The organism is Bradyrhizobium sp. WSM4874 (assembly GCF_055811835.1).
Window position 1 is genome coordinate 137,141 of the sequence record NZ_JBVVPR010000015.1, and the last position, 23,017, is coordinate 160,157.

The following is a 23,017-nucleotide window of genomic DNA, read 5'->3' on the forward strand; positions in this document are numbered from 1 at the left end:
CGCGGGCGCTCCACTCTCGACGAAGTCGTTTTCGTGTGGCCGCGCAGCCCGGAATGCGTACATAGGAGCAAGCAAAAATTTGGAGGAAACTATGCGGCTCATTGCCCTCGTGTCGGCTCTGCTCTTGCCGTTTGGCGCGGCGCTCGCCCAGGACTATCCAGTCAGGCCCGTCACCATGCTGGTGCCGTTCGCCGCCGGCGGACCTACGGACACCATTGCTCGCCTGACGGCGGCAGGCATGGCGAAATCGCTCGGCCAACAGGTCATCGTGGAGAACGCGCCTGGCGCCGGTGGCACCATCGCGACGACCCGCGCCTCGCGAGCCCAGCCCGACGGATACACGCTGCTGATCCATCATGTCGGCCTCTCGACCGCCGCAACATTGTACCGCAACCTCAGCTATGACACGAAGACCGCCTTCGCGCCGATCGGGCTTGTGACCAATGCGCCGATGACCATCATCGCGCGTGCGGATTTCCCGGCCGACACACTGAAGGAATTGGTCGCCTACGCCCAACAGCAGGGCGACAAGTTGACCTACGCCAACGCTGGACTCGGAGCGGCCTCGCATCTCTGCGGGATGCTGTTCATGACGGCGATCCAGAAGCAGCTCACCGCGGTGCCTTACAAGGGCAACGGCCCCATCATGAACGATCTTCTCGGCAAGCAGATCGATCTCACCTGCGACCAGGCGACGAACACGACCGGCCCGATCATGTCGAAGCAGGTCAAGGCCTATGCGATCACCACCAAGGAGCGGTTGAAGAGCTTGCCCGATCTGCCGACGGCTGATGAGGCCGGCCTCAAGGGGTTCGAACTTGGCGTGTGGCACGGCATCTACGCGCCGAAGGGCACACCGCCGGCGGTCGTTCAGAAGCTGACGGCGGCGCTCCAGTCCGCGCTTAGGGATCCCGCGCTGATCGCCCGGTTCAACGACATCAACACGGAGCCGGTCCCGCAGGAGAAGGCGACGCCGGAGGCGCTGGCCGCGACGCTGGCGAGTGAAGTCGACCGTTGGGCTCCGATGATCAAGGCCGCCGGCCAGTTTGCGGACTGAGCCGTTCCTGCGCAATTCGAGCCGACATCGCTCCGTGAACGCGCTAAGCCAACACGGTAAAGAACTGTCTATTCAAGAGCTAATGACCAGGTAGCAAAATACCGGTACTGTGCATGGGGTTGTTTTCGCGATTTTTAATGTCGGCCCGGTCGTGGAGCTTCAACCCGCCGCCGCGTCGAACTGCGTGCTCGCCTGGAGCCACTGCTCCTCGGCGCGCGCGAGCGCGTCGGCTGCGTTCGCGCGTGCTTTCGACAGTTGCGCGGCCTGCTTGGGATCGCGGGTGAAGATGTCGGGCAGGGCGAGCGCGGTGTCGATCTTGCTGATGATCTCGCTGACGCGGGCGATCTCGGTTTCGGCTTCCGCGATACGTTTCTTCAGCGAGCCGCGATTGTCCGATCTCGGGCGCTGCGGCTTCTCGCTCACCGCGCTGCGCTCGCGCGGGGCGGGCTCGCCATTGCGGGCGGACAGCACCAGGCGGCGATATTCGTCGAGGTCGCCATCGTAATTGGTCACGGTGCGGTCGGCGACGATCCAGAGTTGGTCGGCGCAGGACTCGATCAGATAGCGGTCGTGCGAAACCATGATGACGGCGCCGGGGAATTCGTTGATGGCTTCCGCGAGCGCGGCGCGGCTGTCGATGTCGAGATGGTTGGTCGGCTCGTCCAGGATGATCATGTTGGGGCCGAAGAAGGTCGCAAGCCCCAGCAGGAGCCGTGCCTTCTCGCCGCCCGACAATTTTCCGACCTTGGTGTCGGCCGCCTTGCCGGAGAATCCGATGGCGCCGGCGCGTGCGCGCACCTTGGCCTCAGGCGCTTCACCCATCAGCTTGCGGACGTGGTCGTAGGTCGAGGCATCCTCGTTCAATTCGTCGAGCTGGTGCTGGGCGAAATAGGCAATCGACAGCTTGTCCGCGCGGGTCACCTTGCCCGAGAACGGCGCGAGACGGCCGGCGAGCAGCTTCACAAGGGTCGACTTGCCGTTGCCATTGGAGCCGAGCAGCGCGATGCGGTCGTCATTGTCGACGCGCAAGGTGACGCGGTTGAGGACGGGCGTGTTCGGATCGTAGCCGACCACGACGTTGTCGGTGGCGATGATCGGCGGCGACAGGATTTTCTCGGGCGCGGGAAAGCTGATCTCGCGCACATCCTGGGTGACCAGCGCCGTGATCGGCTTCAGCCGCTCCAGCATTTTGACGCGTGATTGGGCCTGGCGGGCTTTCGAGGCCTTGGCCTTGAAGCGGTCGACGAAGGCCTGCAGGCGGGCGCGTTCGGCTTCCTGCCGCTTGACCGCTTTGGCGTCGAGCATCTCGCGCATGGCGCGTTGCTCCTCGAAGGAGGAGTAGGTGCCCTTGTAAAGCGTGAGCTTGCCGCGTTCCAGATGCAGGATCTGGTCGACCGAGCTTTCCAGCAGGTCGCGGTCATGGCTGATCACGATTACGGTGCGCGGATAATGCGCGAGGTGATCCTCGAGCCACAGCGTGCCTTCGAGGTCGAGATAGTTGGTGGGCTCGTCGAGCAGCAACAGGTCGGGAGCCGCGAACAGCGTTGCGGCGAGCGCAACGCGCATGCGCCAGCCGCCGGAGAATTCGGCGCAGGGGCGGAGCTGGTCGGTGGCCGAGAAGCCGAGGCCGGAGAGGATGGCTGCGGCACGGCTTGGTGCCGAATGTGCGTCGATGTCGACCAGCCGGGTCTGGATCTCGGCGATCCGGTGCGGGTCGGTCGCGCTCTCGGCTTCGGTGAGCAGTGCGTCGCGTTCGAGGTCGGCCTTGAGCACGACCGAGATCAGGCTCTCTGGGCCGTTCGGCGCTTCCTGCGCGAGGCTGCCGACGCGCCAGCGGGGCGGCAGGGTCACCGTGCCGTGCTCAGCCGCAAGCTCGCCGCGGATCACCTTGAACAGGGTCGATTTGCCGGTGCCGTTGCGACCGACCATGCCGACGCGGGATCCGGGCGTGATCTGCACGGAACTCTGGTCAATCAGAAGGCGTCCGGCGAGGCGGATGGAGAGGTCGGTGATGGAGAGCATGCGGCCTTGTCACCGCACCCGCGATCAAACGCAACCCGTTTTTCCGTGTCCGCAAGCCGGTTCTTGCGAAGTCAGTGCGAATCGCGGTCGCGCTGCTTCAGCTCATTGAGGAGTTGCTCGAGGTGCGTCGGCAGCCTGGCTTCGGGCCGCAGGCTCTGCTGGAGCCGTTCACCCACCGCATCGCGGATCGAGCGGCTGGTGCGCCGGTCGATTTGCTCGCTGTCATCGGCGAAAAGGCTAACCATCGCAGGGTTCCGTGTTCTCATAGAAGCGACACGGTACCAAGTCCTTGGCCCCCAAATGGTTTCGCCACTCGCGGCGATTGCGCGGCATTCTAGCAAAAATTGTGTGAAGCCGTGCAATATTCCGCTCCGAATACAAAGCCCCGGCGCTGGGGGACGCCGGGGCTTCGCTCGGAAGGTACCTTGGGGGGCACAGGTACCCTTGGTTGGTGCTCTTGGAAAGGTGCTGTCGGGCTCAGTAGCAGCGGTTGATCATCCGCCAGCGGGGTCCCCAGGGGGTCGGGACCAGCCGGCGCACATAGCAGCCGCCATAGCCGTAAGAGACGACGGGGCCGCGGGCATAAAAGCGCGGTCCACCCCAACTGTGGCCGTGGTGCCAGCCACCGCCGCCATGCCAGCCGCCGCCATGCCAGTGCGCGGAGGCGGAGGTCGGCGCCAGCGCGGCACCGAGCGCGACCACGGCGACCGCGGCGAGCGAAAGTTTCCTCAACATGGTGATCTCCTCAAAACTGCCGGCGCGGGGCTATCGCGTCGATGGAAAGGCCGCCGAAACGGTCCGCCTCGGGCAGAGGCTTTGGTTTCGATGGACCTGAGGTTATCCGAGCGAGGCTGAACCAAACCCTGACGAGGCCTTCAGATTGGGTTCATCTGGGTGGAATCGTTGTAATCCATGCTGGAATTCGGGCGCCTGGCCTGCGGCGAAGCGCCCCCGAGTCGGTTTTGGCGGTCGCTTGCCGTATGGCGAAGGCGCCGATATAAGCCCGGCAACTCCGAACCACCGTTTTCTCTTCAAGGACATGATCATGGCCATCGAACGCACCTTCTCGATCATCAAGCCCGACGCCACCGCGCGTAACCTCACCGGTGCGGTTAACGCCGTGATCGAGAAGGCGGGCCTGCGCATCGTCGCGCAGAAGCGCATCCGCATGACCAAGGAACAGGCCGAGACCTTCTATTCGGTCCACAAGGCGCGCCCCTTCTTTGGCGAGCTCGTGGACTTCATGACGTCGGGCCCCGTGGTGGTCCAGGTGCTGGAGGGCGAGGGTGCCGTCTCCAAGTATCGCGACGTGATGGGTGCGACCGATCCGTCCAAGGCAGCTGACGGCACCATCCGCAAGCTCTACGCAAAGTCGATCGGCGAGAACTCCGCGCACGGTTCGGATGCCCCGGAAACTGCCGCGATCGAGATCGCGCAGTTCTTTTCGGGCAACGAGATCGTCGGCTGATCCGTCAGCCGATTAGTTAACGAGACGCGGCGAAAGGACGTAGTGTGAACTGGCTCTGGCAGATCTTCGATCCCGCTACGATCGGGGCATTCTTCACCCAGTTCCGCGTTGAGATGGCCGAACCGACCTTCTGGGTCGCGGTCGGCAAGATCATCTGGATCAACATCCTCTTGTCCGGCGACAATGCGCTGGTGATCGCGCTCGCCTGCCGCGGCCTCAAGCCGCGGCATCGGCTGTGGGGCATGATCTTCGGTGCCGGCGCCGCGGTGCTGCTGCGGATCATCTTCACGGGCATCGTCGCGAGCCTGATGGAGCTGCCGTACCTCAAGCTGGTCGGCGGTCTTGCACTGATCGTGATTGCGGCAAAGCTGCTGGTGCCGGAACAGGAGGACGAGGACGGCGTCGAGTCGGCTTCGCATCTGTGGCAGGCCGTGCAGATCGTCGTCGTTGCCGACATCGTCATGAGCCTGGACAACGTCATTGCGGTGGCCGCGGCCGCCAATGGCAGCGCGCCCTTGCTGGTGCTCGGTCTTGCCATCAGCGTGCCCTTGATCGTCGCCGGTGCGGCGCTGATCATGGCGCTGCTTGCGAAGTTGCCGGTTCTGGTGTGGGCCGGCGCGGCGCTGCTCGGCTGGATCGCGGGCGAGGTGATCGCGACCGATCCCGGCATCGCGCCGAGGCTGCACACGCTGTTCGACGGTCCGTTCGGCGCCTCGCTCGACAACATGCTCGGCGCCCTGCGCATCCCGCCGCAATTCGCCCATGGCGGCGGAGGCGGCGAATATCTCTGCGCAGCTCTCGGCGTCGTCGTCGTGCTGGTCGTCGGCTCCATCTGGCGCCGCCGCAGCATGAGCGCGGCCGCTCTGGAGTCCTCCGAACGCCACGCCAAGGCATCGGCGGAGTGATCTCTGCGGCAGCCTCCGTCCGCACCAAGCCTGTTGTCGCCTACGGAAGCCGCGCCGGACTGGAACGGCGCAGCATTGCCATGGCGATCCTTCCATAATTAGACGTTGTCTTATTCTAAAGTACTGAAAACAAAACCGTTTTCGTTGACTCGGTGACTGTTCCCGCTGCACGTCGCTCCGGTATTCATTTAATCAAACCGGAAGCTGTTAAGAGATGCCGCCGAGAGTCACTTGCCGCCCTGTTGCTGTTCTTGCTGTTGCCTTCAGATCCCGACCGAGGATCTCCAGACCGACAGCTTTCGCGGCCTCTGTGATTTCCATCGCCTTGTTCAGCGACGGCTTCCTTCACGGCAGCAACGCGCAGGGCGCTGTGCCGGAGACGGAGCGGGCGACAACGTTGCCGGCGGTGACCGTTACGGCAGACGTGCCGAAGCAGCGCGCACGCGCACGTTCGAATCCCGGCCGAAGAGCAGCCCGCGGAAGCTCGCCTGTAGTTGGGCGGGTCACGACGCAAGCGGAAGGAACTCCCGCTGCGCCGAAGGCCGGCACGCTGCCGCCGGCCTATTCAAGCGGGCAGGTGGCCCGCGGAGGGCAGATTGGCTTGCTGGGCAACAGGGACTTCATGGACACCCCGTTCAACATCACCAGTTACACGGCGAAGAAGATCGAAGATCAACAGGCCACCACGGTCGCCGACGTCGTCAGCAACGATCCTTCGGTCCGTTTCACGGGCCAGACCGGTGGCATTCTCGACTCCTTCTTCATCCGCGGCTTTCCGATCGGCGAGGGGAATGTCGGAGAAATTGCCTTCAATGGCGTCTATGGTGTTGCACCAAACTACCGTGTGTTCACCGACTACGTCAAACGCATCGAAATCATCAAAGGCCCGACCGCGCTCCTTTACGGCATGGCTCCGAACAGCAGCGTCGGCGGCGCCATCAACATCGTTCCGAAACGCGCAGGTGACGTCGATCTCACGCGGGTTACCACCGACTACGCGACGAACTCCCAGTTCGGCACGCATCTCGACGTGAGCCGACGGTTCGGCGAGAACCGCGAATTCGGAATTCGCGTCAATGGCAGTTATCACAACGGCGATACGCCGCTCGACAACCAGAGCCGCGAGGCGCATGTCGGCTCTGCGGCGTTCGACTATCGCGGCGAGAAGTTCAGGGCTTCGCTCGACTTCATCGACCAGGAAGAAAAGTTCGACGCGCCCGCAAGGCCGTTTCTGGTCGCGACAGGCGTCGCTGTCCCGACCGCTCCGGTCGGGAGGCGCAATGTCACGCAGGCCTGGGAGTTCGCCAAGGTCCATGACAACTCGCTGCTAGCACGCGCCGAATACGACGTGACCGATTCCGTGACGGTGTTCGCCGACGGCGGTGGCGGCAGGACCCAGGTCGATCGTCTGTTTGGTACGCCGACGATCCTGAACTCGGTCGGCAATACCAGTTCGACACCCGGCCGCTTCAAATTCGATATCGACAGGAACGTCGCCGACGCCGGCGTGCGCGCCCGGTTTGAGACCGGTGCGATCCATCATGCCGTGAGCTTCCAAGGGAGCTACTACACCGATCAATTGTCGCGAGGTTCTGTTTCCGGCACGCCGGTGCTGTCTAATATCTATGCCCCGATCGCCCGTCCGGAGCAGTTCGTTCCGGCTCCCGCGACTGTTCCAAAGCTTTCCGATACCGAATTGACCGGCCTCGCGCTGGCCGACATCTTGTCGGTCTTTCAGGAGCGCATTCAACTGACCGTCGGCGTCCGGCAACAGGGCGTGAAGTCGAACAACTACAACACCGCCACGGGTGCCGTTAGCGCTTCTTACGATCAAACGGCGCTCACGCCGATGGTCGGCCTGGTCGTCAAGCCCTGGAGCCACGTCTCCCTGTACGCAAACTACATCGAAGGACTCAGCAAAGGGGATGTCGCACCAACGACGGCGAGCAATTCCGGAGAAGTTCTTGCACCTTATTTCAGCAAGCAACACGAAGCCGGCGTCAAGATCGATTTCGGCATGCTGGCCACCACGATCAGCCTGTTCGAGATCACCAAGCCATCGGGGCAGTTGGGTGTCGACAAAGTCTTCCGGGCCGACGCCGAACAGCGCAATCGCGGCCTGGAGTTCACGGTATTCGGAGAGGTGCAGACAGGCCTTCGCGTGCTTGGCGGCGTGACGCTGGTCGACCCGGAGCTGACGAAGACGAGCACGCCTTCCAATCTCGGCAAGACGCCGATCGGTGTGCCTCAGGTGCAAGCCAATTTGTCCGCCGAATGGGACACCCCATTCGCGCCCGGGCTGACGCTGGTCGCAAGCACCATCTATACGGGGTACCAGTATCTGGATGCGGCAAACACGCAGGTCGTTCCGGCGTGGACGAGGCTCGACCTCGGTGCCCGCTACAACACGCGCATCAACAACCGGCCTGTCACGCTGCGGGCGCTGGTCCAGAACGTGTTCGATAAAAATTACTGGTCGGGCGTGGCAAGCTTCTCCGCGCTCTCGCAGGGAGCTCCGCGGACCCTGCTGTTGTCGATGTCCACGGATTTCTGAGTTGAAGCGGCCCGGACGCGCAAGGCGCACGCTTCTCTGGGCTCACCGATGGCTCGGGTTGACCGGCGGCATCGTCGTGGTGCTGATAGGCCTTACGGGAAGCTTCATCGTTTTCTATCGGGAAATCGACGCCGCTCTGAATTCCGCGCTCTACGTCCCCGCCGGCCCCGAACAAAAGGTCACCTTGAGCGAGGTGATGCGCGCCGCCGCGGCGGCGGATACTGCGCCGATTTCCACAATCCTGGCTCCGGACCGGACTTGGCCGGTCTGGGTCGTGATACACGCACACGAAACCACTACAGGTCGATACCCCAATCGCTGGACGACCATGGTCGATCCGTCGAACGGGAAGGTCCTCGGACGGCGTGACTACATCAACGCGTTCGCCCTCAAGGTTTACCGTCTCCACTATACGCTGCTGCTCTCTGAGTGGTGGGGCAGAGAACTGGTCGGCATTGTCGGGTTCGTGCTGCTCGGCCTAGCCATGTCAGGCCTGTTCCTGTGGTGGCCAAGACCGGGGCGGTTCTGGCGGTCAGTATCGGTGCGCAAGGACGTTTCTCTTTTTCGATTTGTTTTCGACGTCCACGGCATGGCTGGTTTTTGGGCGCTGCTCGCGCTCACGATGATCTCGATCACCGGTGTAGGGATCATTTTTCCCGGCGTAGTGCGTCCCATTGTTGGGCTCGTGTCGCAACCGACACCTGATCCTTCGCCGCGGATCGAACTGCCGGCTGCAGGGACGCCGCTGCTCTCAGCCGATGCGATCGTGCGAAGCGTGCAAGCGGCCAGGCCGGATACGACGATTGCCATGTTCAATCCGCCAACCGAAACGCGCAATACCTGGCGCGTGCAGTTCCGGGCCGAAGGCGCTGATCCCGCGGTACGTGCGCGGGGGGCGATCTGGCTCGATCCATGGAGCGGCGCGGTGGTGCACGATCGCACTTCGGGCGCCACGTCGATGGGCGATCGCTATCTGGCCGAACAGCTCTGGATCCACAACGGTGCGACGTTCGGACTCGTCGGGCGTCTGTTCGTCTTCGCAGCCGGCTTCGCTCCCCTCGTTCTGTTCATCAGCGGCGGGATCATGTGGCTCAAGAAACGTCCGGGCAGGATCAGGCTAGGCTAGCTGATCTACCGCCGGACGATCGAGCCGGCGCGGTTGATCAGCCGGGCGAGCGCGCGGAAGCGGCTGCCGACACGATCCGCGACGAGGTCGCCGAGGCGGTGCTCGAACACCAGCAACAGCTTGCGGCCCAGGCTGCGGAAATGCGTCGCGGGCAAGACGCCGGGACGCGCCGCCGAGATCAGATGCGCGACGCGGAAGGCCGCGCCCAGCAGGCGGGCGCGTTCGAGCTGCGCCGGCGTCAGCAGCTCCTGCATGGCGACCGGCGGCTGGTTTTCCTCGCTGAGGCCCGCATAGCGATAGAACACGGACAACCCGACGAAGGCGCGCTCGGTGTGGGTGATCGCGCCGAAATTGCCGTTGACGACGAGGCTCAGCGTCTGCTCGCCGCGATGGTCGGGATGCACGCGCCAGCCGATGTCGGACAGCAGGCACGCGGCGTGGCGGAGGCGGCGGTCCTCCTCGGTCTCGCGCAGCTTCACCACGCGCGCGAGGCGGTCGGTCCAGGCGATCAGTTCGCGTGCATGCTTTGCCGAACGCGACAGCAGCTGGTTCAGCTCCTCGGCCGCGCAGATCAGTCCGTCCTTGTTGCGTTCGGACTCCGGCAGCTTCTCGTGCAGCAGGCCCTCGCGCACGCCGAAGGTCGAGAACACGATGGTCTTCGGCTTCGCCACCCGGATGATGTGCTCGAGCACCAGTGCGGCATAAGTGAGGAGCGGGCGCCGGGCATCGGCGACGATCTCGATGTCGGCGAGCATGCCGGCGGCCGCAAGCCGGCGAAGACGACGCGAGAAGTCGAGCGCCTCGGCAGCCGAAATCGAATAGCCGTGCATCACCTGGAGCGGATAGCCACTCTGGATGATGTGGATGCGCGCAAGCGCGCGCCAGGTGCCGCCGACCGCGTAGAAGCTGCGGCCGCTCCCAGCCTTGAGCTGCGGCACCCCGTCGAGCGCTTCGCGCACGATGCGGTCGGCGCGTTTCAGGGATTTATGCGCGAGGTCCTGCAGCGCGAGGCCGCCGAGTGGCAGCGTCACGCCGCTGCGCACGGTGTTTTTGCGCACGTCGATCAGTTCGAGCGAGCCGCCGCCGAGGTCGCCGACGATGCCGTCGGGATGATGGATGCCGGAGATCACGCCAAGCGCCGACAGCCGCGCCTCGCGCGGGCCCGACAGGATCTCGATCTTCACCGCGCAGATGCGCTCGGCTTTCGCGATGAAGTCGGGGCCGTTCGAGGCGTCGCGGCAGGCGGCGGTCGCAATCGCAAACACCCGTCCGACCTGCATGACTCGACACAGCGCACGGAAGCGCTTGAGCGAGGTCAGCGCCTTGTCGACGGCGTCAGGCGCGAGCAGGCCCGTGCTCTGCACCTCGCGCCCGAGCCCGCACAGCGTCTTCTCGTTGAAGATCGGAATCAGGCTCCGCGTCAGTCCCTCGTAGACGACGAGACGGACCGAGTTGGAGCCGATGTCGATGACCGCGACGCTCGAGCCGCGCTTGCGCGGCCGCTTCACGTCGACGATCCCGGATCAGGATTGATGACGTTCATTACGGCGCGTGAGGCGGCGCGGCGAGGATTCCTTGAGCGACTTACCACGGCCAGACAGACTCGGATTTGTCATGAAGTAGTTGTGGACGTTGAAAGGCTCCTCGCCCTTCGCGGTCTTCATACGCGTTGAGGACCCGTCCGGCAACAATTGCCAGCTCTGCTCGTTGTCCTTGAGGTTGGCGACCATGATCTGTTCGAGAACCTGCTGATGCACCGTGGGATTTTGCAGCGGACACAGCACCTCGACGCGGCGGTCGAGGTTGCGCGGCATCATGTCGGCTGAGGAGATATACACAGCCGCTTTCGCGCTCGGCAGGCCCTGGCCCATGCCGAAGCAGTAGATTCGGCCGTGTTCGAGGAAGCGTCCGATGATCGACTTGACGCGAATGTTCTCAGACAATCCGGGAATGCCAGGTCGCAGGCAGCAGATACCGCGCACCACGAGCTCGACCTGCACGCCGGCCTGTGAGGCCTCGTAGAGCGCGTCGATGATGTCGGGGTCGACCAGCGCGTTCATCTTCATCCAGACCGCACCGGGCCGGCCGTGCCGCGCATGCGCGGTCTCGCCCTGGATGTGCTCGATGATGCGCTTGCGCAAGGTCAGCGGCGAGACCGCCATCTTTTCCAGGTCGCTCGGCGCGGCGTAGCCGGTGATGAAGTTGAACACGCGCGCGGCGTCGCGGCCGATGGTCGGATCCGAGGTGAAGTAGGAGAGGTCGGTGTAGATGCGCGCGGTCACCGGGTGGTAGTTGCCGGTGCCGGTGTGGACGTAGGTCGTGAGGCTTCCGCCCTCGCGCCGCACCACCATCGAGAGTTTCGCGTGCGTCTTCAATTCGAGGAAGCCGTAGACGACCTGCACGCCGGCGCGTTCGAGGTCGCGTGCCCAGCGGATGTTGGCCTCTTCGTCGAAGCGCGCCTTCAGCTCAATCAGCGCGGTGACCGATTTGCCGGCTTCGGCGGCTTCCACGAGCGCGCGCACGATCGGCGAGTTGCTGGAGGTGCGGTAGAGCGTCTGCTTGATGGCGACGACGTCGGGGTCGCGCGTCGCCTGCTGGAGAAACTGCACCACGACGTCGAAGGATTCGTAGGGGTGATGGACGACGAGATCCTTCTGCCGGATCGCGGCGAAGATGTCGCCGCCTTGCTCGCGCACGCGCTCGGGATGGCGCGGCACATAAGGGGTGAATTCCAGATCGGGCCGGTCGAGGCGGGTGAGCTGCGAGAGCTCGTTCATGGCGAGCACGCCGTCGACCAGGAACACCTCGTCGTCGGCGGTCGACAGCGCGTGCTGCACGAAGTTGCGCAGCTGCTCCGGCATCTTGGCGTCGATCTCGAGCCGGATCACCGAGCCGCGGCGGCGGCGCTTCAGCGCGGTCTCGAACAGTCGGACGAGATCCTCGGCCTCTTCCTCGATTTCGAGTTCGGAGTCGCGGATGACACGGAAGGCGCCCTGGCCGTGCAGATTGTAGCCGGGGAACAGGCGGTTGATGAACAGCGCGGTGGCCTGCTCCAGCGAGATCAGCCGGACGACCTTGCCGTCAGCTGGCAGACGGATGAAGCGGTCGATCTTGCCGGGCATGCGGATCAGCGCGTTCATCTGCTTGCCGTCGGCGGCGCGCGTGAGCTGGAGCGCGATGGTGAAGCCGAGGCTCGGAATGAACGGGAAGGGGTGGGCGGGGTCGATCGCGAGCGGTGTCAGCAACGGGAACACGTTGCTGAGGAAGTAGTCCTCGACCCAGGTTCGTTCCGCCTTGGTGACCTCCTTGCCCTCGACCAGCACGATGCCCTCGTCGGCGAGCGTGCCGCGCAGGTCGCGCCAGATTGCCTGCTGGTCGGAGGCAAGCTGCGAGACGGTTCGGTTGATAAGCGCGAGCTGCTCGGATGGCGTCAGACCGTCGGGGCTGCGCTCGGCAATGCCCTCGCGGACCTGGGCCTTGATGCCGGCGACGCGGACCATGAAGAACTCGTCGAGATTATTCGCTGAAATCGACAAGAATCGCACCCGCTCCAGCATGGGGTGGCTGGGATTGACCGATTCCTCCAGGACGCGGCGGTTGAAGTGCAGCCAGGAGAGCTCGCGATTGATGAACCGCTCGGGGTTCGAGGCGATCGCCGGCGGGCCTTCGGCTTCCGGAGCTTTTTCTTTAACTTCAACAGCTTGCGCAGAATCCATCAGAAGTCGGTCCATCCAGTTCGCCCCAATTTGCGACTTACGCGCAAAACCCGCGGGAGCATGTGTTAGAGCGATGACGTTTCGATGACATTGATGTTCCGCCGTCCGGCCGCGTCAAGCCGCCTTGTCAGACATCCCGGAGCAGCTCGGCGGCCAAGGCCCGGGTGACGGGGCGGCCGAGGCGCAGGGCCTCGCTGTCCAGCAGGTCCACAGCCCGTCGGGCGGCGGCCGAGGACCGCTCCAGGCGAGTGGCGAGGTAGCTGACCACGCTCTCGTCCACCGCGAGCTGGCGGTCGGCGCAGAATTTGACGATCAGGCCGCGGAAGAGCTGGTCGTCAGGCGGCAACAGCGAGATAACGGGGACGGCGCGGAGCCGCGAGCGCAGGTCAGGGAGCTCGATCTCGAGAGATGCGGGCACCTCGCGTCCGATGAAGAGGACGTAGGCGCCGTCCTCGCGGGCCAGATTCATCAGATGGAACAGGGCGCGCTCGTCGAATTCCCCGGCCTTGGGATCCTCGACCACCAGCGCGCCGGTGGCGAGCGCAGCCGGGACGGCTTCGGCGGTCAGCCCATTGGCCGTGGTCGAGCGGGCGCCTGAGGCCTCGGCCCAGATCGCGGCGAGATGGCTCTTGCCGCTTCCTTCCGGGCCGGCCAGCCACATGATCCGGTTCGGCCATTCCGGCCAGGCGTCGATGAGGGCAAGACCGGCGGCATTGACGGGGCCTTCGAGGAAATTGTCCCGGCTCAGGCTCTCCGCATGCGGAAGCGAAAACGCCAATTGTCGGGGATGAACGCGGCCTGGCACGCTTGCTTTGCTCCGTGCCGGCGGGGCCGGCTTCGTTTCAAGAGATGCGACTTAATCGAGCGGGAGTTGGTCCTTTGCGGGGCCGCTTCCCAACTCATTTGGCCTCGATCGTGCTCATGTGCCGCAACCACTCGACGAGATAGAGCGATACGGAGGAAAGCGTGAAGACCGTGACGAGGCCCATCAGGATGATATCATAAGGACCGGCTTTGAAGCCGAAGGCGAGGGCGGCCAGCACCAGCGCCGCGAACGCCACCTGGGCCACAGTGTTGAGCTTGGATACCTTCGAGGGCTTCATCTCCACAGGGCGGTCGAACAGCCAAGATATGATCACGGCAGCGACGATCATGATATCGCGCGAGACCACCAGGATGACGATCCAGCGCGGAATCGCGCCCCAGATGCCCAAGGCCATGTAGATCGAGACCAGCAGCGCCTTGTCGGCGAGCGGGTCGAGCAGGGCGCCGAGCTCGCTGGTCATGTTGAAGCGCTTGGCAAGGAAGCCGTCGACCGCGTCGCTGATACCGGCGATCAGGAAGACGGCGAACGCCACCTCCATTTGGCTCGACACGATGGCCCAGACGATGATCGGGACCAGCATGATGCGGCCCAGAGTGATGATGTTCGGTATACTCACACGGCGCTTCCCGGCACCCGGCCTGACCTCGAATTCGGCCCTTTGGAGGCTGAACCGGTTGATATCTCTACATAGTATACGGAGGCGCGCCATGCGAGCCATTGCGTGTCCCCGGAATTCGACGTAACCAGCCGCAAACCCACTGGAAATCGGGCATGACCGACCGCAAAAACGGCCTCACTTACGCCGATTCAGGCGTCGATATCGACGCGGGCAACCGCCTGGTCGACCTGATCAAACCGATGGTGCGCGCCACCGCGCGTGCTGGCGCCGACGCCGAAATCGGCGGTTTTGGCGGCCTGTTTGACCTCAAGGCCGCCGGCTTCAAGGACCCCATCCTGGTGGCCGCGACCGATGGCGTCGGCACCAAGGTCAAGATCGCGATCGAGACCGGCCTGCATGGCGGGATCGGCATCGACCTCGTCGCCATGAGTGTCAACGACCTCGTGGTGCAGGGCGCCGAGCCGCTGTTCTTCCTGGACTATTTTGCCTGCGGCAAGCTCGATCCGGAGGCGACCGCGTCGATCGTCGCCGGTGTCGCCGAAGGCTGCCGCGAATCCGGTTGCGCCCTGATCGGCGGCGAGACGGCCGAGATGCCCGGCCTCTACAAGGACGGCGACTACGACCTCGGCGGCTTTGCCGTCGGTGCCGCGGAGCGGGGCACGCTCTTGCCGCGCAAGGACATCACCGCCGGCGATGCCGTGATCGGGCTGGCTTCGTCGGGGGTGCACTCCAACGGTTTCTCGCTGGTGCGCAAGATCGTGGAACAATCGGGCCTCGGCTTCGGAGCGCAGGCGCCGTTTGCGCCCGTCATGACGCTCGGCGGCGCGCTGCTGACGCCGACGCGGCTCTACGTCAAATCCTGCCTGCGCGCGATCCGCGAGACCGGCGCGGTGAAGGGGCTTGCCCATATCACCGGCGGCGGCTTCACCGACAACATTCCGCGCGTGCTGCCGAAGCATCTCGGCGTGGGTATCGATCTGGCGCGTCTGCCAGTGCTGCCGGTGTTCAAATGGCTGGCCGCGCAGGCCGGCATCGCCGAACTCGAAATGCTGCGGACCTTCAATTGCGGGATCGGCATGATCGCGATCGTCGAACCGGACAAGGTCGACGAGGTCGTGGAGGTCTTCGCCGATGCCGGTGAGACCGTGGCCCAGCTCGGTACCGTGATCCCGGCCGAGGGCGAGCACCGCGTCGTCTATAACGGCCATCTCGATTTGGCGCTGTAATGACCGGCGCTGTGATGAAACGCCGCGTCGCCATCCTGATTTCCGGCCGCGGCTCCAACATGGCTGCGCTGATCAAGGGCGCGACCGCGCCGGATTTTCCGGCGGAGATTTCGCTCGTCATCTCGAACAAGGCCGACGCACTGGGGCTGGAAAGGGCCAAAGCGAGCGGCGTGAAGACACTGGTGATCGAAAGCAAGCCATTCGGCAAGGACCGCGCCGGCTTCGAGAAGGTGCTGCAAGCAGCGCTCGATCAGCACGGTATCGAGCTGATCTGCCTCGGCGGCTTCATGCGGCTGTTCACGGCCGAGTTCACCAGGGCCTGGTACGGGCGGATGCTCAACATCCATCCCTCGCTGCTGCCGTCGTTCCCCGGTCTCGACCCACACGGCCAGGCGTTGCGCGCCGGCGTCAAGCTCTCCGGCGCGACGGTGCACTTCGTGATCCCCGAGACCGACGCCGGCCCAATCGTGATGCAGGGCGCGGTTCCCGTCAGCGACCACGACACGGCGGACACGCTGTCGGAGCGCATCCTCGAAGTCGAGCACCGCATCTATCCCGCAGCACTGAGCCTGCTCGCGACCGGCAAGGTCCAGATCGAGGGCGATGTCTGCAAGACCGCGGGCGGCGGGCCGTCGGAGAATTTTCTGATAGCGCCGTTGGTGCGGTGAAGCGCCATCGCACTCGGAATACGTCTCATCCCAAACAAAAACCCCCGGCAGAGCCGGGGGCAACGTCATGATCTCTTGCGCAGACCGCGAGAGAAATCAGGAGACCTTGAGGTTCTCCGCGGATGCTTTGCCGCGGTTCTCCACGAGGTCGTATTCAACCACCTGATTTTCATTGAGGGTCGAGAGTCCGGCGCGCTCGACGGCGGAGATATGGACGAAGACGTCCTTGTCACTGCCGTTTGGCTTGATGAACCCATAGCCCTTGGTCGGGTTGAACCATTTGACGGTGCCCTTTTGCGGCATCCTCAGTCTCCTCCGCTAGATACAAAAACGACGCGGCCGCTTTTCGCGTGCCACGCCACAAACGGGCATCCGGTAGTCTGTTCGAGTCTTGAGTCTCAATGTCGCGAAACGCACAGTCGAGCGGCCAATTCCGATTGTGTCCGATATTGCAACATGAAAATCGCCCGTTAGCAAGCCGCGCGCGAATTTCAAGAGTCCGACCGGACTGCCCGTCCGCAATTTGCGACCTGTGGCCGCGGAACCACAATCGAAAGCAATGCCTTTGCCTTGACGCGCCAGCCGGTTGACCCTCAGTAACAGTTCGGCACAAATCGCGGCACGCGTGCGCCGCTCCTGTTGCATTTTTGCGCGCCGCCCTTTGCTTCGGGATTTGTCGCCATGTGCTGCACGTCGCAGCCCTCAGAGACACGGCAGGCGATCAGGCTGAACCGCGTCCGCCGGATCGCGGCTGCCGTGGCGTTTGCGCTCATCATGGTGCTGTCGACGACATCAGGCTTTGCGCAAAGCCCGACGCCCACGCCGACCCCGACACCCACGCCGTCACCGACGCCGATGCCGACCGCGACCAATTACGACCAGTCGGCCGGCAACAGCTCGCTCAATCTCGGCTCGAATTTCCTGGAGCGGCTCGGAAACCAGGCATCTGGCGGCGTCAACCGGGCGTTCCGGACCAATCCCGGCGGCGGCGGCGCGTCGGCGAGCACGGAAGACCCGCGCTACCGCACCTGGTTCGAGGGTTACGGCATCACGGTTCGGACGGATGCGCAAGGAGACTTTGTCGGCGACAAGCGGAAGACGTTTGGCGGTGTCGCAGGTCTTGGCGCGCGGCTCGCGCCGGGTGTCAATCTCGGCTTCTCCGTCGACCAGAGCCACACCGACATCAACGTGCCGCTCGCACTTCAGTCCGCGACGCTGGACCTGACGCAACTCGGCTTCAGCGGCTCGGTCGACAAGGGTCCCTGGACCTGGGCGTTCGCGGTGGTGCACGGCTTCGGCAAGGTCCGCTCCAGCCGGGACACCGGCCTGGGACTGGCGACCGCGGGTTATCGCGCCGCAGTTGACGGCGCGCTGACCGAGATCAGCTATTACTGGACCAAGGACCAGATGCGCATCGTGCCCAAGGGCGCACTGGAATATGTCCGCGCCACCAGCGTCGCATTCCAGGAGGTTGGCGGCCTCGATCCACTCAATGTCGGCTCGACGGCGCTCTCGCGCGCGCGTGTCATGATCGGAGCCGAGATCGGGCGCTACTTCATCTTCGACCAGAAGATCCTGGACCTGTCCGCCTATGGCAAGTTCGTCGACAATTTCCATCAGGACCTGGGATCGGTGCAGGTCAGCCTCGGGACCCAGAGCATCGTCGTGCCCGGCATCGGCGAGAGCCGCTACGGCATGGATGCCGGCGCCTCGGCCTCGCTCAGCCTGACCAACACGGCGCGGCTCTACGTCAATTACGACGGCAAGTTCCGCAACGAACTGATGTCGCATCAGGGCACGGTCGGCTTCGAATATCGTTGGTGAGGCGAAGCCTGCCCACGTCCGCCCAGAGTAGGATCCGGAAAACCGCGAAGCGGTTTTCCGAAAAAATCACGCTCAAGCTTTACGTCGGCATTGCCGCGACATATCCCGTCAATCCAAAGCCCTCGCGCGCGGCCGTCATCATCGGCGCAAGCGCGTTCGGGTGGATGAACTCGTCGCGGAAACAGGGATGGTTCTTGGGATCGAAGATTTTCTTCAGCCAGTCGACCACGATCTTGTGGCGCTCGGAGGTGCGGAACTCCTTGTGATAGGTGAGCCAGAGATCGGCGTGGTGGCTGACGCCGAGATCGACGGCAATGAGCGGGGCGCCGAGCGCGATCGAGACCGTCGGCAGGAATCCGATGCCGGCGCCGCGCTCCACTGCGTAGAGCACGCCGACCGAGGAATTGGTCTTGATCCCGACGATGCCCTCGAGCGACTTAAGTCCGAGTACGCGGGCATAAGCGCCGTCGTCGACCTGCGGGGCGCTCTGCTTGATGATGCGGTGGTTCTTCAGCTCGGCCAGGCTCGCGGGCACGCCGTAGAGGTTTTCGTACTCCTTGGAGACGAACGGATAGATGTGCAGCCGGCCGAGCTTGGCGACGATCAGATCGGGATTGGTCGGTGGCTCGAGCTGGATCGCGATATCGGATTCGAGCCGCGCGACATCGGCCTGTTCCATCGCGCAGCGCAGGTCGACGGTGATCTTGCGATAGGTCTTCTGGAAGTCGATCAGTCGCGGCAGGATCCAGAAATTGCCGGGGCCTTCCGTCACCGCGACGCGTACGGTGCCTGACATGTCATTGGACGATCGCGAGGCACGCCGGAACACGTTGAAGGCATGACGCTCCATGTGCGCGACGTCGGCGATCATCGCGCTGCCTTCGTCGCTGAGCGTGAGCCCGCTCTGGTCGCGCAGGAACAGCTTGCAATCGATGCTCTCTTCGAGCCGGTCGATCCTGCGCATCAGGGTGGTGGAGGTGAGCCCGAGCTCTTCGGCGGCGTTGCGGAAACTTTTATATTTTGCGCAAGCTAAAAACAGTTTCAAATCGTCCCAGGACATGTCCAGGGCTTCTTCACGGTGCTGCATCATCGCAGCACCCCGGTGCAATAACTGCTGCATACGCCTGATCCCCAGCCGCTAAGCTCTTTGTCATAGCGGGGCACGAAAGCCGCGAACGATAGAGGGGTGACATGGGTATGGAAAGGGGCTCGTTTGCCGCAAGGCATGATTTCGACGCGCTGCCGCTCAGTCCGGATGTCGACGTCCGTCGCGCCCAATTTTCCGAAATAGCCGCGCTTTCGCAGTTGGCGCACCGGCTGGTGCCGGGCGTTCGGATCGGGGCGGCTGAGCTTGCAAAATATTTCGCCTTCGATCCCGACAGCATCCTGACTTTCAGCCGGAAGGGCAACCTCGTCGGCGGAATGGCTTTCCTGTTTCTCAATGATCGCGGGCATGATGCGCTGCTGCTCGACGAGATCTGCCTCACCGCGCCGGAGACGCGCCATCTCGCGTCCGCGAACGAGGACGTTTCCGCCATCTACATCTGGGCGATCGCGGCGACGGGGCGCGGCGTCGCCGGTCTCGGCAAAGCCGCGGCTCATCTGAGACAGCTAAGGTTTCGCAACTCGGATTGCTATGCGCAGCCGTCAACCGTGGCCGGACGCGACATCATGAAGGCGACAGGCTTCGAGCCTGTTCCAAGCTTCCAACCCGATCTGTGGTGCTACGAGCGGCCTTGGCATCGGCAGCCGATGCGCATGCCCGGCGCGATCATTCAAGCAAGGAGTTTTGCAGATGCACGGTACTAGGATTCCTCTCGCGAAGCCCGATTCCCGCGCCATCACCGTTCGCCTCGCACGCGATCTCAGCGATCTCATGCTGGTCACCTCGATCCGCTCAGCCGTCTATCTCGCCGAGCAGGATTGCCCGTTCGATGAGGAGTTCGACGGCAACGACATGGTCGCCGCGCATTTCATCGGCTATGTCGGCAACGAGCCTGCGGGCTGTCTGAGGGTGCGGTTCTTCGGCGATTTCGCCAAGGTGGAACGGCTTGCGGTGCGGCACCAATATCGGCGCTCGCGCGTCTCGTTCAAGCTGGTACAGGCGAGCGTCGACTATGTGAAGCGCAAGGGCTTTCGCAAGATCTACGGCCAGGCGCAGGACCGTCTGGTCGATTTCTGGGCCCATTTCGGCGCCAAGCCGCTTGGCCACAATCGCAAGATCACTTTCTCCGACTTCTCCTACACGGAAATGCTGCTGGAGATCGAACCGGGCCCGGATGCCATTACGCTGGACAGCGATCCGTACGTGATCATCCGCCCCGAGGGCGATTGGGACCGGCCGGGCGTGCTCGACGCCTCGGCAGGACGGGCCGTGACGTCGCCGCTGCGGGACGTCGCGCTCGCCGGCCGTTGAAACTGGTGCAGCTGCGCGCAAAACCATGCTGGTTTCCATCACCGACGATCCGCCGATCCTGGTCTGCGCGGATCTCCAGGTCGAATACCTGACCCCAGGACGTCGCCACGTCATCCTCGACGGCGATGACGCCACGGCGCGCTGCGTGGAAATGCTGACGCTGTGGCGCGTCAATCTCTGGCCGGTGATGCACCTGAAGCGCATCGCGCAGGCGGCCTGGTTCAATCCGGCATCCAGGCTGACCGATTGGATCGCGGAGGCGAAGCCGCGGCCGGGAGAAATGACGTTCGAGCACCCGCTGCCGTCGGCCTACAGCTCGTCGCGGTTTGTGGACTACATGTCCAATATCCGCAATGTCCGTTGCGTGCTCGCGGGCTTTTCCCTGGATGAAACCATTCTGGCCACCGCTATCGACGGGTTTCACCGCAGCCATCGCTACCAGATAGTGGCCGACGCGGTGGCCTGCCGGCAGCCGGGGACAGGCGATGCTGCCGCCTACAAGCATGCGGTAGTGAATGTGATCGGGAATTTTGCTACAATCCAGTCCAGCGCCGAACTGATCAGAACCAGCGGCGCCGTTGCGGTGTAGGCGGCCGCGATCGACGGATGGAGTGGGACATTGTCACGGGGAGATCAGCTCGAGGAGCTGGCAAGCGACCTGTCGCATGCCGCCGAGGCGGCGCGCCGTCTTGGTCTGCCCACGACGGTGTATCTGCTCTCGATGGCACTGGTGGAGGTGCGGGAGGCCGCTGCCGCCGATAACGAGGGGAATGACGACGGCGCGGCGTGACGGCTTCCCGATGTGCGGCTTTGTGCAACGCTGCTGAGCGCTTGCCGCCCACGGATTGACGTTGCAAGTTTTGCGCGGTGGCAATAGCCAAGGAGCTGGATCATCGAGTGATGACGCCGGCCGCGCCGGCGACGTGACGCTTTCAAGGATGCCTGCAAATGTCCATGCTACCCAATTCGCAAGAGGCCCGGGATGTGGCCTATCAGCTCCATCCCTATACCAACGCGCGCGCCCATCAGCAGGCCGGTCCCCTCGTGATCGAACGCGGCGAGGGCCCTTACGTGTTCGACGCCTCGGGCAAGCGCTATTTCGAGGCGATGGCAGGCCTGTGGAGCGTCGGGCTCGGCTTCAACGAGAAGCGGCTGGTCGAGGCTGCGCACAAGCAGATGCAGGCGCTGCCGTTCTATCACACGTTCTCCGCCAAATCGCACGGGCCCTCGATCGATCTCGCCGAGAAGCTGGTCGCGCTCGCGCCGGTTGCGATGAGCAAGGTGTTCTTCACCAACTCGGGCTCGGAGGCCAATGACACCGTTCTGAAGTTGATTGCCTATCGCTCCAATGCGCTCGGCCAACCACAGCGCAAGAAGGTGATCAGCCGGATGCGCGCCTATCACGGCGTCACCATTGCGTCCGCCAGCCTCACCGGCCTGCCGAACAACCACCGCTCTTTCGACTTGCCGCTCCCGAACATCCTGCACACGGGCTCGCCGCATTTCTACAAGGACGGCGCGCCCGGCGAGAGCGAGGAAGCCTTCGCGACGCGGCGAGCCGAGGAGCTCGATGCGCTGATCCAAAAGGAAGGCCCCGACACGATCGCGGCGTTCTTCGGCGAGCCGGTGATGGGCGCGGGCGGCGTCATCGTGCCGCCGGCAACCTATTGGGACAAGATCCAGAAGGTTTTGAACAAGTACGACATCCTGTTGGTCGCCGACGAGGTCATCTGCGGCTTCGGCCGCACCGGCAAGATGTTCGGCTGCGAAACCTACGGCATCAAGCCCGACGCGATCGTGGTCTCCAAGCAGATCACCTCGAGCTATTTCCCGCTGTCGGCCATCATGATGAACGATCGCATGTTCGAACCGATCGCCGATGAGAGCAACAAGATCGGCGTGCTCGGCCATGGTTTCACCGCGGGCGGCCATCCGGTCGGCTCGGCGATTGCGCTGGAGAATTTGAAGATCATCGAGGAGCGGGACCTGGTTGCGCACGCCGCCGAACTCGGTGGCTACATGCAAGGCAAGCTGCGTGAACTCACCAGCCATCCGCTGGTCGGCGAAGTCCGAGGCGTCGGCATGATCGCAGCGATCGAACTGGTACTCGACAAGGCGCGCAAGACCGCAGCGACAACGCCGGGCGCCGCCGGCGGCATGGCCAGCCGCATGCTGCAGGAGCGCGGCGTGATCTCGCGCAACATGCTCGACGCCATCGCCATCTGCCCGCCGCTGATCGTCACCAAGGCCCAGATCGACGAGCTGGTTACGGCGATATCAGGCGTACTCGACGACATGAAGGGCGAAGTGGCGAAGCTGACGCCGGCGTAAGGGAAACGTCAGTGCAGGCGGAGCGATCCGCCGCACTCTCGGTGTCGTCCTGGCGAAAGCCAGGACCCATCACCACAGGGAGTGGTTTGGCGAAGATCGGTCGTTCGGTAGTCGTCCGTTAAGAAGCCGAATTGAGCGGGAGCGGACAGGCAAGCGTATGCGATAGCTGGATCAGGAAGAGGCACAAGAGTTCTCTGAGCCAGGCGAGGATACGGCGGAAGTTGTGGCCGACTGCTGAGAGCACGACGTTGGCGGCGTC

The 23,017-nt window shown here is 63.9% G+C and carries 22 protein-coding genes and 1 pseudogene; 13 read left to right on the forward strand and 10 right to left on the reverse strand.

The window, feature by feature from the left end; all coding sequences use genetic code 11:
- Nucleotides 1–91: 91 nt before the first annotated feature.
- A complete protein-coding gene (locus tag AC0L3P_RS17960) occupies nt 92–1,057 on the forward strand; it encodes a tripartite tricarboxylate transporter substrate-binding protein (RefSeq protein WP_354055099.1) in 966 nt (321 codons plus the stop codon).
- Nucleotides 1,058–1,216: 159 nt separating this feature from the next.
- Here the strand turns inward: AC0L3P_RS17960 and AC0L3P_RS17965 are convergent, their stop codons facing one another.
- The 3 genes from AC0L3P_RS17965 to AC0L3P_RS17975 form a co-directional block, all read right to left on the reverse strand.
- Nucleotides 1,217–3,079 (reverse strand): ABC-F family ATP-binding cassette domain-containing protein, encoded by a 1,863-nt coding sequence (locus AC0L3P_RS17965; RefSeq protein WP_473303456.1) that lies wholly within the window; start codon nt 3,077–3,079, stop codon nt 1,217–1,219.
- Nucleotides 3,080–3,150: 71 nt separating this feature from the next.
- Nucleotides 3,151–3,324: a hypothetical protein gene (locus tag AC0L3P_RS17970; RefSeq protein WP_247434138.1), complete on the reverse strand. Its 174-nt coding sequence runs from the start codon at nt 3,322–3,324 to the stop codon at nt 3,151–3,153.
- A gap of 232 nt (nt 3,325–3,556) precedes the next feature.
- Nucleotides 3,557–3,814, reverse strand: a complete 258-nt coding sequence (locus AC0L3P_RS17975; RefSeq protein ID WP_275167188.1) for a sulfur globule protein precursor — start codon at nt 3,812–3,814, stop codon at nt 3,557–3,559.
- Nucleotides 3,815–4,124: 310 nt separating this feature from the next.
- On the opposite strand from AC0L3P_RS17975, the gene ndk reads away from it, so the two are divergent.
- The 4 genes from ndk to AC0L3P_RS17995 all read left to right on the forward strand — a co-directional run bounded on the left by ndk (nt 4,125) and on the right by AC0L3P_RS17995 (nt 9,132).
- Nucleotides 4,125–4,547 carry a nucleoside-diphosphate kinase gene (gene ndk / locus AC0L3P_RS17980; RefSeq protein ID WP_275167186.1) on the forward strand — a complete coding sequence of 141 codons (423 nt, stop codon included), beginning with the start codon at nt 4,125–4,127 and terminating at the stop codon, nt 4,545–4,547.
- A gap of 44 nt (nt 4,548–4,591) precedes the next feature.
- Nucleotides 4,592–5,452, forward strand: coding sequence for a TerC family protein (locus AC0L3P_RS17985; protein WP_275167185.1), 861 nt, complete (start codon nt 4,592–4,594; stop codon nt 5,450–5,452).
- A gap of 622 nt (nt 5,453–6,074) precedes the next feature.
- Entirely contained in the window at nt 6,075–8,006 is a 1,932-nt protein-coding gene (locus tag AC0L3P_RS17990) for a TonB-dependent receptor (RefSeq protein WP_473303500.1), read from the forward strand.
- A gap of 1 nt (nt 8,007) precedes the next feature.
- Nucleotides 8,008–9,132 carry a PepSY-associated TM helix domain-containing protein gene (locus tag AC0L3P_RS17995; protein WP_473303462.1) on the forward strand — a complete coding sequence of 375 codons (1,125 nt, stop codon included), beginning with the start codon at nt 8,008–8,010 and terminating at the stop codon, nt 9,130–9,132.
- Nucleotides 9,133–9,137: 5 nt separating this feature from the next.
- On the opposite strand, the gene ppx is transcribed toward AC0L3P_RS17995, so the two are convergent.
- The 4 genes from ppx to AC0L3P_RS18015 form a co-directional block, all read right to left on the reverse strand.
- Nucleotides 9,138–10,640: an exopolyphosphatase gene (ppx, locus tag AC0L3P_RS18000; protein ID WP_473303464.1), complete on the reverse strand. Its 1,503-nt coding sequence runs from the start codon at nt 10,638–10,640 to the stop codon at nt 9,138–9,140.
- A gap of 15 nt (nt 10,641–10,655) precedes the next feature.
- Nucleotides 10,656–12,848, reverse strand: coding sequence for an RNA degradosome polyphosphate kinase (locus AC0L3P_RS18005; RefSeq protein ID WP_354204551.1), 2,193 nt, complete (start codon nt 12,846–12,848; stop codon nt 10,656–10,658).
- A 127-nt stretch (nt 12,849–12,975) separates the two neighbouring features.
- Nucleotides 12,976–13,653 (reverse strand): P-loop NTPase family protein, encoded by a 678-nt coding sequence (locus AC0L3P_RS18010; protein ID WP_354055085.1) that lies wholly within the window; start codon nt 13,651–13,653, stop codon nt 12,976–12,978.
- Between the two features lie 94 nt (nt 13,654–13,747).
- Nucleotides 13,748–14,290, reverse strand: coding sequence for a CDP-alcohol phosphatidyltransferase family protein (locus tag AC0L3P_RS18015; RefSeq protein WP_027569696.1), 543 nt, complete (start codon nt 14,288–14,290; stop codon nt 13,748–13,750).
- 155 nt (nt 14,291–14,445) lie between these two features.
- Here AC0L3P_RS18015 and purM point away from each other — a divergent pair, with 155 nt between their 5' ends.
- Nucleotides 14,446–15,519 carry a phosphoribosylformylglycinamidine cyclo-ligase gene (gene purM / locus AC0L3P_RS18020; protein WP_275167180.1) on the forward strand — a complete coding sequence of 358 codons (1,074 nt, stop codon included), beginning with the start codon at nt 14,446–14,448 and terminating at the stop codon, nt 15,517–15,519.
- A gap of 14 nt (nt 15,520–15,533) precedes the next feature.
- Entirely contained in the window at nt 15,534–16,187 is a 654-nt protein-coding gene (gene purN / locus AC0L3P_RS18025; RefSeq protein WP_275167179.1) for a phosphoribosylglycinamide formyltransferase, read from the forward strand.
- A gap of 96 nt (nt 16,188–16,283) precedes the next feature.
- On the opposite strand, the gene AC0L3P_RS18030 is transcribed toward purN, so the two are convergent.
- Nucleotides 16,284–16,490, reverse strand: a complete 207-nt coding sequence (locus AC0L3P_RS18030; RefSeq protein ID WP_007591938.1) for a cold-shock protein — start codon at nt 16,488–16,490, stop codon at nt 16,284–16,286.
- Between the two features lie 378 nt (nt 16,491–16,868).
- On the opposite strand from AC0L3P_RS18030, the gene AC0L3P_RS18035 reads away from it, so the two are divergent.
- Complete coding sequence (locus tag AC0L3P_RS18035) at nt 16,869–18,011, forward strand: autotransporter outer membrane beta-barrel domain-containing protein (RefSeq protein ID WP_354055079.1); 1,143 nt, start codon at nt 16,869–16,871, stop codon at nt 18,009–18,011.
- Nucleotides 18,012–18,090: 79 nt separating this feature from the next.
- Here the strand turns inward: AC0L3P_RS18035 and AC0L3P_RS18040 are convergent, their stop codons facing one another.
- The gene (locus AC0L3P_RS18040; RefSeq protein WP_473303472.1) at nt 18,091–19,131 is read right to left on the reverse strand and encodes a LysR family transcriptional regulator; all 1,041 of its coding nucleotides are present in this window, start codon (nt 19,129–19,131) and stop codon (nt 18,091–18,093) included.
- Between the two features lie 71 nt (nt 19,132–19,202).
- Here AC0L3P_RS18040 and AC0L3P_RS18045 point away from each other — a divergent pair, with 71 nt between their 5' ends.
- The 5 genes from AC0L3P_RS18045 to AC0L3P_RS18065 all read left to right on the forward strand — a co-directional run bounded on the left by AC0L3P_RS18045 (nt 19,203) and on the right by AC0L3P_RS18065 (nt 22,758).
- The gene (locus AC0L3P_RS18045) at nt 19,203–19,820 is read left to right on the forward strand and encodes a hypothetical protein (RefSeq protein WP_275167176.1); all 618 of its coding nucleotides are present in this window, start codon (nt 19,203–19,205) and stop codon (nt 19,818–19,820) included.
- On the forward strand, nt 19,807–20,427 hold the full coding sequence (locus tag AC0L3P_RS18050) for a GNAT family N-acetyltransferase (RefSeq protein WP_275167175.1): 621 nt from the start codon (nt 19,807–19,809) through the stop codon (nt 20,425–20,427). The genes AC0L3P_RS18045 and AC0L3P_RS18050 overlap by 14 nt, the downstream gene beginning before the upstream one ends.
- 25 nt (nt 20,428–20,452) lie before the next feature.
- Nucleotides 20,453–21,016 (forward strand): isochorismatase family protein, encoded by a 564-nt coding sequence (locus AC0L3P_RS18055; RefSeq protein ID WP_275167174.1) that lies wholly within the window; start codon nt 20,453–20,455, stop codon nt 21,014–21,016.
- 30 nt (nt 21,017–21,046) lie between these two features.
- On the forward strand, nt 21,047–21,217 hold the full coding sequence (locus AC0L3P_RS18060; protein WP_473303477.1) for a hypothetical protein: 171 nt from the start codon (nt 21,047–21,049) through the stop codon (nt 21,215–21,217).
- A 158-nt stretch (nt 21,218–21,375) separates the two neighbouring features.
- Entirely contained in the window at nt 21,376–22,758 is a 1,383-nt protein-coding gene (locus AC0L3P_RS18065) for an aspartate aminotransferase family protein (protein WP_473303479.1), read from the forward strand.
- Between the two features lie 118 nt (nt 22,759–22,876).
- On the opposite strand, the pseudogene AC0L3P_RS18070 reads toward AC0L3P_RS18065, so the two are convergent.
- Nucleotides 22,877–23,017: pseudogene (locus AC0L3P_RS18070) on the reverse strand (IS5/IS1182 family transposase); the annotation flags it as partial.

Coding starts and splice junctions, on each gene's coding strand:
- AC0L3P_RS17960 (WP_354055099.1), top strand. CDS start 92: ATGCGGCTCATTGCCCTCGTGTCGGCTCTGCTCTTGCCGTTTGGCGCG.
- AC0L3P_RS17965 (WP_473303456.1), bottom strand. CDS start 3,079: ATGCTCTCCATCACCGACCTCTCCATCCGCCTCGCCGGACGCCTTCTG.
- AC0L3P_RS17970 (WP_247434138.1), bottom strand. CDS start 3,324: ATGGTTAGCCTTTTCGCCGATGACAGCGAGCAAATCGACCGGCGCACC.
- AC0L3P_RS17975 (WP_275167188.1), bottom strand. CDS start 3,814: ATGTTGAGGAAACTTTCGCTCGCCGCGGTCGCCGTGGTCGCGCTCGGT.
- ndk (WP_275167186.1), top strand. CDS start 4,125: ATGGCCATCGAACGCACCTTCTCGATCATCAAGCCCGACGCCACCGCG.
- AC0L3P_RS17990 (WP_473303500.1), top strand. CDS start 6,075: ATGGACACCCCGTTCAACATCACCAGTTACACGGCGAAGAAGATCGAA.
- AC0L3P_RS18005 (WP_354204551.1), bottom strand. CDS start 12,848: ATGGATTCTGCGCAAGCTGTTGAAGTTAAAGAAAAAGCTCCGGAAGCC.
- purM (WP_275167180.1), top strand. CDS start 14,446: ATGACCGACCGCAAAAACGGCCTCACTTACGCCGATTCAGGCGTCGAT.
- purN (WP_275167179.1), top strand. CDS start 15,534: ATGAAACGCCGCGTCGCCATCCTGATTTCCGGCCGCGGCTCCAACATG.
- AC0L3P_RS18030 (WP_007591938.1), bottom strand. CDS start 16,490: ATGCCGCAAAAGGGCACCGTCAAATGGTTCAACCCGACCAAGGGCTAT.
- AC0L3P_RS18035 (WP_354055079.1), top strand. CDS start 16,869: ATGTGCTGCACGTCGCAGCCCTCAGAGACACGGCAGGCGATCAGGCTG.
- AC0L3P_RS18040 (WP_473303472.1), bottom strand. CDS start 19,131: ATGCAGCAGTTATTGCACCGGGGTGCTGCGATGATGCAGCACCGTGAA.
- AC0L3P_RS18045 (WP_275167176.1), top strand. CDS start 19,203: ATGGGTATGGAAAGGGGCTCGTTTGCCGCAAGGCATGATTTCGACGCG.
- AC0L3P_RS18050 (WP_275167175.1), top strand. CDS start 19,807: ATGCACGGTACTAGGATTCCTCTCGCGAAGCCCGATTCCCGCGCCATC.
- AC0L3P_RS18055 (WP_275167174.1), top strand. CDS start 20,453: ATGCTGGTTTCCATCACCGACGATCCGCCGATCCTGGTCTGCGCGGAT.
- AC0L3P_RS18065 (WP_473303479.1), top strand. CDS start 21,376: ATGTCCATGCTACCCAATTCGCAAGAGGCCCGGGATGTGGCCTATCAG.